The sequence below is a fragment of the Streptomyces sp. NPDC020958 genome, assembly GCF_055562175.1.
In genome coordinates, this window is sequence record NZ_JBVHFU010000023.1 from 96181 (window position 1) to 108450 (window position 12270).

Below are 12270 nucleotides of genomic sequence, written 5' to 3' on the forward strand. Positions count from 1 at the left end.
GGTGACTCCCGTCGGCCACGTGACGGCACTGTTCACCGGCCTGCTGCTGGCACGGGGTCTGCGGTCGTCCGACGCCCGTGTGAGCCGATGCGCCCCCTGCACGCCCGGTCATCCCTCGGTTAGGCTGTACTTACCCAAGGTGACGGAAGGGGACGTTCCGTGACAGCCTCCGTGACAGCCGACAGCGCCGCCCGCCCGGCCGAGGCGGCAGGGGTCCCCCGACGCATCGTCACCCGGCTCGGTGTGACCGGGCACCGTACGATCCCGTCGTCCGTGCTGCCCTTCGTGCGCACTGCCCTGCGGCTCCAACTCAGCCGGACGGGAGTGGCGTTGGAGGCGCTCAGCTGTCTCGCGGCCGGTGCGGACCAGTTGTTCGCGGACCTCGCCCTCGCCCATGGCGTCCCGGTGACGGCCGTGATCCCGGGCATGGACTACGAGGCCCACCTGGGCGACGACGCGGCGCAGGCGTCGTACCGCAGGATCCTGCGGTCCTGTGCGCACCGCGTCGACCTGCCCGTCCAACCCACCCACGAGGAGGCGTACTTCGCGGCGGGCCGGTGGATCGTGGAGCACTCCGACGAGCTGCTCGCCGTGTGGGACGGCCGTCCGGCGCGCGGGCTCGGCGGCACCGGTGACGTGGTGGCCCACGCGCGGCGCCTCGGGGTGCCGGTGACGGTGCTGTGGCCAAAGGGGGCGCTGCGGGACTGACCGCGCGCCAAGCCCCCCTCAGGTGCCGAACCGCACCAGCCACTCCGTATGGGCCGGCGACATCAGGCGCTCCGCCTCCCCGACCGCCTCGGCCCAGCCCGCCTCCGTGACGGTGGTGGACATGGCGATCCGGGCGGTCTCCAGGTCCTGTTCGATGAGCGAGTGCGCGTACGTCAGCGGGCCGTGCCGCCGTACCTCCTGCCAGGCGACGCCCGCCGCGGCGGCCGCGCTGAGCAGGCCCGCGAGGTCCGCGCCGCCGAGCAGGCCGACGGTCCGCAGCAGGGCGGCGGCCAGGGCGAACAGGGTCAGCGCGGCGGTGACGGCCGACCAGCGGGCGGCGGCGCGGTGCGCCCGGGAGGCCCGGTTCTTGTACCAGACCGTCTGCTCCAGGAGCCGGTCGCGCAGATAGAGGTCCCGGCGCGCCGCGAACGACTTGGCGCGCTCGGCGCGCATCCGCGGCGTGATCTGGCCCCGGCCCCGTTCCCCGGCCTCGTCGCGGGAGTCCTCCCAGCCGCAGGCGCGCAGTTCGCGCAGCCGCTCCTCCAGGCGCTCCGCGAACACCGCGTCCGGGTCGGCGACGGCGGAGTGGAAGGGACCCCCGTGCGCCATGTACTGCCAGGCCAGCGACTTCAGCAGCTCGGCGGCGGCCCGGTGCGCCTGCCAGTGGGCGCGGGACCGCCGCCGCGAGGTGTTCAGGCCGAGGACGATCGTCAGCGCGTACAGCAGCGCGGCGAGCACCGCCATGACGTGGCCGGACGCCTGCTCGGTCAGGACGGCGGCCGTGGTGGCCAGCAGCAGCACGAGCAGATGTGTCCGCACGGACCGGAACGAGTCACTCTGGTGGCGTAACGCGCACTGGTCACTCACCTGGAACAGCGGTGGCAGATCCCGTTCGCCCAGCGTGGTGCTCGGTACCGGAGTGGTAGCGGCCCCCATGACGCCCCCCGAATGCCCTGCGCGCCCCCGAAGGCTTTCGCGCGCCCCCGAAAAACAGATCCGAGACATCAATGAGTACGGAAACCCGGCCCGTGCACAAGAGGTTCGCACGGCATTCCTGGTATAGGGTCCGCACCATCGGGACCAGTCTCGGTTCCGCGAGCCCGAACCGGAGCGACGAAACAATCATGACGACCACCTCGACGCAGTTGCGCAACCCGGCGCCGGCCGCCCGGCACACCCCCCTGGCGGACATCGACCCGTACGCGGCCTCCACGGCGCGCGACACGGGCCGCGTGACCGACGCCCCCGACCACCGGTCGAGCCGACTGGTCACGTTCAACTCGGCGGCCTGACCGGGCAGCACGCCACGGGAACGTCACCCGGACGTGGGTGCGCCGGCCCCGGCGCGCGCCGCCCGTACCCACGTCAGTGCGCTGACAGTGCGTCAACGTTTTTCACAGTCATGCCGTTTGGGGCCCGTCGGGGGCGGGAAGTCTGACAGACTGCCTCCGGTGACGATCCAGTCGCCCGACAGCCCACCCCTGAGACAGCTGGTCCTCAAGATCCACAGCAGGTGCGATCTGCTCTGCGACCACTGTTACGTGTACCAGCACGCCGACCAGAGCTGGCGGTCCCGCCCTACCTTCATCCGCCCGGAAACCGTCCGTGCCGTCGCCGGGCGACTGGCCGAGTACACCCGGGCACGGGCACTGGAGTCCGTCTCGGTGATCCTGCACGGCGGGGAGCCGCTGCTGGTCGGGCCCGCCCGGTTACGGGACATCTGCGCCGAGCTCACCCGGGCCCTCGCCCCGCTGACCGCCCTCGACCTGCGCATGCACACCAACGCGGTCACCCTGAACCGGCGGCACCTGGACGTCTGCCGGGAGTTCGGGGTCCAGGTGAGCGTCTCGCTCGACGGCGACCGCGCGGCCAACGACCGGCACCGCCTCGACCGCAGGGGCCGCAGCAGCTTCGACCGGGTGGTCCGCGGCATCCGGCTGCTCCAGGAACCGGAGTACCGCCACCTGTTCAGCGGGATCCTGTGCACCGTGGACGTGGCGAACGACCCCGTCGCCGTGCACGACGCCCTCACCGAACTCGCCCCGCCGCGGATCGACTACCTGCTTCCGCACTCCACCTGGGACAGCCCGCCGCCCCGCCCGGACCAGGCCGCCCCCCCGGACGGGACCGCCACCCCGTACGCCGACTGGCTGCTCGCGGTGTTCGACCGCTGGGAGGAACAGGGCCGCCCGATGCCGGTGCGGACCTTCGACTCGGTGCTCAGCACCCTGCGCGGCGGGCCGCCCCTGACCGAGGCGATGGGGCTGGCGCCCAGCGACCTCGCCGTGATCGAGACGGACGGCACCTTCGAACAGGCCGACTGGCTGAAGATCGCGTTCGCCGGGGCGCCGGAGACCGGCTACGACGTCTTCCGGCACGGCTTCGCGGAGTTCGCCGCGCATCCCGGGGTGCGGGCACGGCAGCAGGGGGTCGAGGGGATCAGCGAGACCTGCCGCCGCTGCCCGGTGGTGCGGTCCTGCGGCGGCGGGCTGTACGGGCACCGGTACCGCGCGGAGAACGGCTTCGACAACCCCAGCGTCTTCTGTGGCGACCTGCGCTCGCTGGTGGAGGGCATCGCCGACCGCGTGACCGACCGTTCCTTCGCCCCGGCCGTGCTGAGCCAGGACCGGCTCGGCTGGGCGCAGCTGGAGCTGGACCGGCTGCTGCTGCGGCGGACCCGGCAGCAGCTGGTGGCCGAGCCCGACGCGGCGGAGGCCTGGCGGCTGCTGCTGGCCCTGGACGCCGACCCAGAGACCGCCCCACGGCTCGACGAGGTACTCGCCCACCCCTACGTGCGCACCGGCCTCCGGCGCTCCCTGCGCGGCCCCGCCGACACGGCCCGGTTCATGTCGCTGACCGCCGCGGCGGCCCTGCGCGCGGGATGGTCCGCCACGCTGTCCTGGGACCAGCCCGGCACCCGGCTGCACCTGCCCACCTGGGGCACCTACCGGCTGGCCGCCCCCGGCCGCGTCGAGGTGACCGTGGCACCGAACGCCTTCCGGGTACGCGGCCCCGGCGAACCGACCGCACGGGACGGCGAGGACGACGCGTACACCAGGGACCGTGAGGACGGCCGGGTCCGCAGGGACCACGCGGACACTGGGGACCGCGCGAGCACCGGACACCGTGCGGACACCGGACATCGCGAGGACGCCAGGCACCGCGAGGACGCCGGGGACCGCGAGGACGCCGGGGACCGCGAGGACGCCGGGGACCGCGAGGACGGCTGGGTCCGCGGGGACCGCGCGTACACCGGGGACGGTGCGCTCACCGGGTCCGTCCAGGACGGCTGGGTCCGGCTGGACGGGGCCCCCGCCGCCACCCGCTGGCACCCGCTCGGCCGGCTGCTGGCCCAGGACGGCCCGCTCGTCGACGACGCCGACCCCTACCGCGACTGCTACCCGGCCACGGTCGCCCCGCCGCTCGCGAGCGGCGACTTCGTGGAGCGGCTCGGCCGGGCCTACGAACTGCTCGACAAGGACGCGTCCGGCCCGCGCGCCGACCCGGACGCGTTCCGGCCCACCGTGCTCACCCCGCTGGAGGCGGGCAGCGGACTGCTGCTCGGTGCGCACGGGTTCGGGGCGCTGGGCGTCGCGGTGGACGTGACCCCGGAGGAGTTCGCCCGGGAACTCCCGCGCATCGGCCGCCGGGCCAGGCTCACCGCCCTGCGCGAGACGGCCGACCTGCACCGGCCGGGCAGCCCCGCGGGCGACCTGCTGGACCGCGCGGACGACGAGCTGGGCCGGGCGGCGTACCCGGCGGCGGCCCGCGCCCTCACCGCGCTCACCCTGCTGCCGGAGTCCGAACTCACGGCGACCGGAGCCGTGCTGGTGGCCCGGATGTGGTCGCAGTGGGCGGGCCGCCGTGGCTGAACAGGCGTGCGCCACCGCGGGCGACGCGGCGCGGAAAGCGGAACTGGCCGACCTGATCAGCTCGTTGGGGGTGCGGCGCGGCGGGGTGCTGATGGTGCACGCCTCGCTGAGCGGTACCGGGACCGCCCCGGAGCTGGTCCGGGACGCGCTGCGGGCCGCGCTCGGCCCCGCGGGCACCCTGGTCGTGCCCGCGTTCACACCGGAGAACTCCGACACCTCCCGGGCCCACCTGGAGGCCGTCGCGGGCATGAGCGAGCGGGAGGCGGCCGAGTACCGCGCCGCGATGGCGCCGTTCGACCCGGAGGCCACCGAGTGCCCGACGATGGGCGCGCTGGCCGAGTGCGTACGGTCGACGCCCGGTGCCGTGCGCAGCGCGCATCCGCAGACCTCGCTCGCCGGACTCGGCCCGCTGGCACCGAAGTTGCTCAGGAGGCACCCGCTGCGCAGCCACCTCGGCAGGCTCTCCCCGATGGCGCGGCTGTACCGGGCCGACGCGCAGATCCTGCTGCTGCGGGTCGGGTTCGAGGTGTGCAGCGCGTTCCACTACGCCGAGTACCTGATGCGGCCGAGGCCGCCCCGGCGCGTGTACCGGTGCGTGGTGGGGGACAAGGGGAACTGGGTCCCGTACCGTGATCTCTCCCTGGACGACAGCGACTTCGGCGAGATCGGCGCCCGGCTGCCGGGCGGGCTGCTCACCGCGGCCGAGTGGGCGGCGAAGCCGGTCGTGCTGTGCTCCATGCGGGACGTGGTGAGACACGCCAAGGGTCAGATGTCTGGATATCGACGGGCTTTGGCCTGAAAACAGTGAACCGGAAGCGGGGTCCTTCGGGCACATTGTTGAGTCCGGCTCAGGCGTTGACGACGGGGGCGGTCCAGCGGCTTGCCGAGGGGCAGGGAGACGTGCGGACATGGGGGAACGGGTGCAGAATCGGGCTCCGGACAACCGGCCCTACTTCTTCCTGTCGTACGCCCACACCCCGCAGTGGAGCCCGGACAGCGGGGACCCGGACCACTGGGTGCGGGTGCTGTTCAACGACCTGTGCAGCCACATCATGGCGCTCACCGACCTGCCCGCCGGATCCCAGGCCGGCTTCATGGACCGGGACATGCGCTCCGGGGAGGGCTGGCCCGAGAAGCTGAGCGAGAACCTCGCCACCTGCCGGGTGTTCGTGCCGCTGTTCTCGCCGCGCTACTTCTCCAGCGAGATGTGCGGCCGCGAGTGGTACGCGTTCCACGAGCGGATGCTGAACGCCCGCACCAACGGGACGGCGACCGCGTCGGCCATCGTGCCCGCCCTGTGGACCCGGGTCGACATGGGCGAACTCCCGGACTCGGTACGGCGCATCCACGTCGAGGACACCTCGTCCGGCGGACGGTACCTGAGCAGCGGCATCTACGGGCTGATCAAGCTCAGCCGGCTGCGCGACGAGTACGACGAGACCGTGTACGGCCTGGCCGAACGGATCGTCCAGGCGGCCCGCGAGTCCCGGTTGCCGCCCGGCCGCCCGCGGGACTACGAGAGCACGCCGAGCGCCTTCAAACCGCCCGGCACCGGGCCCCGGCACATCCGGCTGACCGTGGCCGCGCCCAGCGAGGACAGCGTCCCGCACACCCGTGACCCCGGGCCCTACGGGGACGACGCGCTGGACTGGAACCCGTACCAGACCGAGTCGACCAGGTCGCTGTCCACGCACGCCGAGGAGCTGATCCGCTCGCTGGACTACCGGGTGAGCGTCGTCGCCTTCGACGACGAGAGCCCCGGCGAGGAGACGCAGGCGTCCGGGGACCGGCAACCGGGGATCCTGCTCGTGGACCAGTGGGCGCTGACCGACGAGGAACGCCGCAGCAGGCTGAAGACGTTCGACGCGTACGCGCGCCCGTGGGTGAGCGCGATCGTGCCGCGCTGCCGCGCCGACCTGCAGAACCACGGCGAGCAGGGGCGCCGGCTCGCCGAGGAGCTGGAGCGGGTGATGCCGACCATCCTGGAACGGGCGCGACGCGGTGACGCCCGGCTCGCCGTCAACGGCGTCCCCACGCTCAAGGCCTTCACCAGGGTGCTGCCCGAGGTGGTGGCGTACACGACCAGGCAGTACCTGAAGAACGCGGAGGTCCGACTGCCGCCGGGCCCGGACATCCCCAGGCCCCGCCTGGCGGACCCCTACCAACCGTCCGACCCCGACGCGGGCGACGAACCCGGAGGAGACGCATGACGGCCGCACCGGACGGACGCATCATCACCTTCTACTCGTACAAGGGCGGTACCGGACGGACGATGGCGCTCGCCAACACGGCGTGGATCCTCGCCGCCAACGGCAAACGCGTCCTCGCCGTGGACTGGGACCTGGAGGCCCCCGGCCTGGACCGCTTCTTCCACCCGTTCCTGGACCCCAACGTGCTCGCCGCCACCGGGGGCGTCCTGAACATCCTCCAGGACTACGCCTGGGCGGCCACGGACGGCATCACCCGCTCGGGACCCTGGCACCTGGAGTACGCGGACGTGGAGCAGCACGCCGTCTCGCTCTCCCCCGAACGGCAGGGACTCGGCTTCGAGAACGGCGGCTCGCTCGACTTCCTCTCCGCGGGCAAGCAGTTCCGCGCCTACTCGGGCACGGCGTCCTCCCTGGAGTGGGACAACTTCTACGACCGGCTGCGCGGCGGCATGTTCCTGGAGGCACTGCGCGACAGCATGAAACGGTCGTACGACTACGTGCTGATCGACTCGCGCACCGGGCGCTCCGACACCGCGGACATCTGCACCCTGCAGATGCCCGACATCCTCGTGGACTGCTTCACCTTCAGCGACCAGGCCCTGGACGGCGCCGCGGACGTGGCGTACAGCGTCGGCGACGAGCACCGCAACCGGCGGATCCGGGTGCTGCCGGTGCCGATGCGCGTCGACGACGGCGAGAAGGACAAGGTGGAGGCGGGCCGCGCGCTGGCCCGGGCGAAGTTCGCCGGACTGCCGAAGGGTCCGGGCGGGGAACGCCTCAGCGCCGACGAGATCACCGCCTACTGGGGCAGCGTCGAGATCCCGTACAAGCCGTACTACGCGTACGAGGAGACGCTCGCCGTCGTCGGGGACAAGAAGGGCGACCCGAAGTCGCTGCTGGCCGCCTTCGAACGGCTCACCGCGTTCGTGACCGACAACGAGGTCACCGCGCTGCCGCAGATCCCGGACGCGGTACGGCTGCGCTGCCGGGACGCGTTCATCCGGCGGCGGCCGCAGACCACCGCGATGCAGGTGGCCGTCGTGTACGCGGCGGAGAACCGGATGTGGGCCGACTGGGCCGAGTCGCTGCTGAAACGGGCCGGCTGCACCGTCGCGCTGCACGACCTGACCGCCGGACCGCCGGAGCGTCCCGCCCCCGGCACCCGCGTGCTCGTCCTGTGGTCCAAGGCGCTGTACGGCTCCCGGCACACCGCCCTCCTGCCGGGCCCGGCGGCGGGCACCGACGGGCCGGCGGACACCCTGATCCCGGTACAGGTCGACGACGTCCCGCCACCGGAGTCGTACCGGCACCAGGCCGACGTCGTCGACCTGCACGGCCGCGACGAAGCGGGCTGCGAGAGCGTGCTGCTCGGCGCGCTCGAACTGCCCGCGCAGCTGCCCAAGGGCGGACCTGCGGCACCCCGCTTCCCCGGCCACGTCCCCGATCACTGGAACGTGCCGCAGCGCAACAGCACCTTCACCGGCCGCGGTTACATCCTGGAGAAGGTGCGGGAGCAGCTGCGCAGCGGCATGACCGCGGTACTGCCCCAGCACCAGGCGCTGTTCGGGATGGGCGGGGTCGGCAAGACCCAGATCGCGCTGGAGTACGTGCACCGGTTCAGCGCCGACTACGACCTGGTGTGGTGGGTGCCGGCCGAGAACGTCGACAACGTGGTGGCCTCGCTCGCCGAACTCGGAGCCCGCATCGGCGCCCCCGGCGGCGAGGACATGGCGCTGGCCAGCAAGGAAACCGTCCGCATGCTGTCGCGCGGCAACCCGACCAAGCGGTGGATCCTCGTCTTCGACAACGCCGACGACCCCGACGACCTCACCGGTTACCTGCCCACCACCGGCGGCGGGCACATCCTGGTCACCTCCCGCAACCAGGCGTGGTCGGACAAGGGCGAGACCCTGCCGGTCGATGTCTTCCAGCGGCAGGAGAGCGTCGAGCACCTGTCCCGGCGCGCCCCCGGCCTCTCCCCGGCGGAGGCCGACCAGGTCGCGGAGGCCGTGGGCGACCTGCCGCTCGCGGTGGAACAGGCGGGCGCCTGGCTGGCCGAGACGGCCATGCCGACGGCCGAGTACCTGCGCCGCCTCACCGAGGAGACCGCCGCGGTGATGGGGCTCAACCAGCCCTCGGACTACCCCGAGACGGTGGCCGCCACCTGGAACATCTCCATCGAGCGGCTCAAGGAGCGCTCGCCCGCCTCGGTACGGCTGCTGCAGCTGTGCGCGTTCCTCGCCGCCGAGCCGATCTCCTCCAAGCTGCTCTACGACAGCGACGAGATGCTCGGCGCCCTGCGCCCCTTCGACGCCGCCCTGACGGAGAGCCTGCTCATCGGCCAGCTGGTACGGGAGATCGGGCAGCTCGCGCTGGCCAAGGTCGACCAGATCTCCCGTTCCATCCAGGTGCACCGCCTGGTGCAGGCGGTGATCCGCTCCCAGATGACGGAGGACGAGCGGCGCCGGGCCCGGCACACGGTGCACGAGATCCTCCGGGGAGCCCGCCCCAAGGGCGACGAACCCACCGACAACCGCGAGAACTGGCCGCAGTTCGACATCGTCTGGCCGCACCTCACCGCCTCCGACATCCGCAACTGCACCGAGGCGGAGCCCCGCAGGCTGCTCATCGACCGCGTCCGCTACCTGTGGAAGCGCGGCGAGTTCCCCCGCGCGCAGCGGCTCGCCGAGGAACTCCTCGCCCACTGGAAGGAACCCCTCGGCGAGAACGACGAACAGTACCTGTACCTGCGCTGCCAGCTCGCCAACGTGCTGCGCTCCCAGGGCCTGTACGTCGAGGCGCGGGAGATGGACGACGACGTGCTCGACCGGCAGCGCCGGCTGCTCGGCAACCGGCACCCGCACACCTTCATCACCACCTCCGGCCTGTCCAGCGACCTCGCGGCGCTGGGCGAGTACACCAAGGCGGTGGAGCTGGCGAAGGAGGCGCACGACGGCTTCAGCGACCTCTTCTACGAGGCCCACCCGCGCACCCTGAACGCCGCCAACAACCTCGCCCTGGCGCTGCGCATGGTCGGCAGGTACCGGGACGCCCGGGGCATCGACGAGGTCACCCTCGCCCGCCGCACCCAGGTGCACGGCGCCGACCACATCTACACCCTGTCGTCCGCCGAGAACCTCGGCCGCGACCTGCGCGAGGTCGGCGAGTACACGGCGTCGGTGGCGGTGCTGTCGCGGGCGTACGAGCAGCACAAGCGGGTCCTCGGCAAGGAGTTCCCCGGCACTCTGCGGTGCGCGAAGTCGCTCGCGGTGTCGCTGCGCCGGGCGGGCGAGCTGGAGGACGCGCGGCGACTGACGGCGGCGACCCTGGAGCAGTACCGGGCGCAGTACACCGCGCCCACTCCGGACTCGCTCGCCTGCGAACTGAACCTGGCCGCCGACCTGTTCGCGGCCGAGGACCCGGAGGCCGCGCGGGACGTCGCGCAGAAGGTGCTCACCGAGTACGTGAAGAAGCCCGGCGAGGCCCACCCCTACACCCAGACGGCGATGAACAACCTCGCGGTCTTCCACTGGGGCTGCGGTGACCGGGACGAGGCCGAGGAGGTGTTCCGCAAGGTGCTGGAGCGGATGACCGAGGTGCTCGGCGCCCATCACCCGCACACCCAGTTCTGCTCCGCCAACTACGCCATCGTGCTCGCCGAGACCGGCCGCCTGGAGGAGGCCTGGGAGCGGGAGCGGCACAGCGCCGACGCGCTCCGCGCCGACCTCGGCGCCCAGCACCCCGAGGCACTGGCCGTGGTCAGCAACAGCGCCGTCACCCTGGGCGCCCTCGGCCGCACGGAGGAGGCCCGCGCCCTGCGCGAGGACACCGTCAGGAGGCTGAAGGGGCTGCGCCAGCAGCTCGGCGAGAACAACGGCATCACCCGGTACGCGGTGGAGGAACGGCGGGTGTACCGGGACCTGGAGCCGCTGGCGGTGTGAGCGGGCGCCCCGGAACGCGCCGGGGCGGTCGGGGGCCGTCAGTCCGGTGTCCCCGCCAGCAGCCAGTCCAGTACTGCGGGCAGGGCGCGCAGGGATCCGAAGTGGGCCGCCGTGGGTTCCAGGACGGCCTGGGCGCGCGGGATACGGGCAGCGAGCCAGGAGAAGTGGGAGGCGGGCGAGAACACGTCCTTCGCGCCGTGCCACAGCAGCACCGGCACCCCGATGTGCGCCGGGTCGAAGCCCCACGGGCGGGTCAGCGCGAACGCGTCGTCGATCCAGCCGTACGGCGAGGTGCGCAGCGCCTCGTGGTAGGTGCGCAGCAGCATCGAGCGGATGCTGCTGTCGGAGACGATCAGCCGGTCCTCGTCGGTCAGGTCCGAGCGCAGGTCCTCCAGCAGCCGCGCCGGGTTGTCGCGGATGTCGGCCGAGCGGGGGATGATCCCGGCCGCGTAGCCCTCCGGGTCGGTGACGGCCGTGTGGAACTCCCGGACGTTGAAGGGCGTCATCCCGGCGTACCAGTCGAGTCCCTCGGCGTCCCGCGGCGCGAGGGCCACCAGGGCCGCCGCCCTCGTCACCCGGCCCGGCAGCAGGGCCGCGCAGGCCAGGGCGTGCGGTCCGCCGCCGGAGCGGCCGGCCACCGCGAACCGCTCGAGACCGAGAGCGTCCGCCACGGCCGCCACGTCCTCGACGACGTCCACGACCCGACGTCCGGGCCGGCGGTCCGAACCCCCGTAGCCGGGCCGGTCGAAGCTGATGAGCCGGGTGCCGTGCTGGTACAGGAACATGGGCCGGGGCCGGGGCCCCACCCTGCTGCCGGGCATGCCGTGCAGCAGGAACACCGGCCGCCCCCGGGGGTCCCCCGACACCTCCACCCGCAGCCGCCGCCCACCCGTCGTGCGCACCAGATCCGGCACCGCCGTGTCCCCCTCCCGCGGCCCTGGCCGGGACCACGTTGCCCCACCATTTCCCACCCGGCCCCCGGGCGAAACGAACGTACCGGTCGACCGGACGGGATCGGCGTGACGCCAACTCCTGCCTCCTACATCCCAGTTAGGCGCACCTGCCGGTCTGTGCGGAGGGGACGGGGAGGCCGGGGCGGGCGGTCGTAGCGGGAGAGCACGGCCTGCGGGGCGTAGGCGCCGCTGGGGTGCGGTCCGGGCGAGCCGGGGGTGAGGTGCGTCGGGTGCGTGGCGTAGGCGTCGGCCAGGGCGCGGGAGTCCAGCCGGGCGGTGTCGCAGGGACACAGGACGGTGACCTCGCGGCCCTGGAACGCGTGTTGATCAGGGCCTCGTGCCGGACAGGCCGGGTGTCCCACGGCCGTACGGCCCGTCCGCACCGACGCGCCCCGTGCGCACCACTGGGCACCCTCTGCCCGCCGAGCGCGACGCGGATCACACCGACAGGCCGCCGCGCGCCCCGCGACGCCGTCAGGGCCTGTCTGCCAGGCCCTAGGCCCTGTCGTCACATTCCCGTCGTCGCCCGGAGGGCGGCCCTGCGGCGTCAGGTGCGTGCTCTGGGGGTCCCCCCGGCCGAAGGCTG

General features: G+C 73.1%; 8 protein-coding genes. 6 read left to right on the forward strand and 2 right to left on the reverse strand.

The window, feature by feature from the left end:
* Nucleotides 1-171: 171 nt before the first annotated feature.
* Nucleotides 172-708: a hypothetical protein gene (locus tag ACZ3KP_RS38550; protein ID WP_467505531.1), complete on the forward strand. Its 537-nt coding sequence runs from the start codon at nt 172-174 to the stop codon at nt 706-708.
* A gap of 18 nt (nt 709-726) precedes the next feature.
* Here ACZ3KP_RS38550 and ACZ3KP_RS38555 read toward each other — a convergent pair whose 3' ends face one another.
* Nucleotides 727-1644, reverse strand: a complete 918-nt coding sequence (locus ACZ3KP_RS38555; RefSeq protein WP_467505513.1) for a DUF4231 domain-containing protein — start codon at nt 1642-1644, stop codon at nt 727-729.
* A gap of 188 nt (nt 1645-1832) precedes the next feature.
* Between ACZ3KP_RS38555 and ACZ3KP_RS38560 the strand changes: the two genes are divergently transcribed.
* The 5 genes from ACZ3KP_RS38560 to fxsT all read left to right on the forward strand — a co-directional run bounded on the left by ACZ3KP_RS38560 (nt 1833) and on the right by fxsT (nt 10731).
* Nucleotides 1833-2000, forward strand: coding sequence for a hypothetical protein (locus tag ACZ3KP_RS38560; RefSeq protein WP_358970933.1), 168 nt, complete (start codon nt 1833-1835; stop codon nt 1998-2000).
* 159 nt (nt 2001-2159) lie between these two features.
* Entirely contained in the window at nt 2160-4580 is a 2421-nt protein-coding gene (locus ACZ3KP_RS38565) for an FxsB family cyclophane-forming radical SAM/SPASM peptide maturase (RefSeq protein ID WP_467505515.1), read from the forward strand.
* 91 nt (nt 4581-4671) lie between these two features.
* Complete coding sequence (locus ACZ3KP_RS38570) at nt 4672-5379, forward strand: AAC(3) family N-acetyltransferase (RefSeq protein WP_467505533.1); 708 nt, start codon at nt 4672-4674, stop codon at nt 5377-5379.
* 109 nt (nt 5380-5488) lie between these two features.
* Nucleotides 5489-6790: a TIR-like protein FxsC gene (locus tag ACZ3KP_RS38575; RefSeq protein ID WP_467505516.1), complete on the forward strand. Its 1302-nt coding sequence runs from the start codon at nt 5489-5491 to the stop codon at nt 6788-6790.
* The gene (gene fxsT / locus ACZ3KP_RS38580) at nt 6787-10731 is read left to right on the forward strand and encodes an FxSxx-COOH system tetratricopeptide repeat protein (protein ID WP_467505518.1); all 3945 of its coding nucleotides are present in this window, start codon (nt 6787-6789) and stop codon (nt 10729-10731) included. The genes ACZ3KP_RS38575 and fxsT overlap by 4 nt, the downstream gene beginning before the upstream one ends.
* A 38-nt stretch (nt 10732-10769) precedes the next feature.
* Here fxsT and ACZ3KP_RS38585 read toward each other — a convergent pair whose 3' ends face one another.
* The gene (locus ACZ3KP_RS38585; protein WP_467505520.1) at nt 10770-11645 is read right to left on the reverse strand and encodes an alpha/beta fold hydrolase; all 876 of its coding nucleotides are present in this window, start codon (nt 11643-11645) and stop codon (nt 10770-10772) included.
* Nucleotides 11646-12270: the final 625 nt, after the last annotated feature.

What these genes read in the sequence shown, in the direction of transcription:
- ACZ3KP_RS38570 (WP_467505533.1), top strand. Translation starts at nt 4,672, where the DNA reads ATGGTGCACGCCTCGCTGAGCGGTACCGGGACCGCCCCGGAGCTGGTC.
- ACZ3KP_RS38560 (WP_358970933.1), top strand. Translation starts at nt 1,833, where the DNA reads ATGACGACCACCTCGACGCAGTTGCGCAACCCGGCGCCGGCCGCCCGG.
- fxsT (WP_467505518.1), top strand. Translation starts at nt 6,787, where the DNA reads ATGACGGCCGCACCGGACGGACGCATCATCACCTTCTACTCGTACAAG.
- ACZ3KP_RS38555 (WP_467505513.1), bottom strand. Translation starts at nt 1,644, where the DNA reads ATGGGGGCCGCTACCACTCCGGTACCGAGCACCACGCTGGGCGAACGG.
- ACZ3KP_RS38575 (WP_467505516.1), top strand. Translation starts at nt 5,489, where the DNA reads ATGGGGGAACGGGTGCAGAATCGGGCTCCGGACAACCGGCCCTACTTC.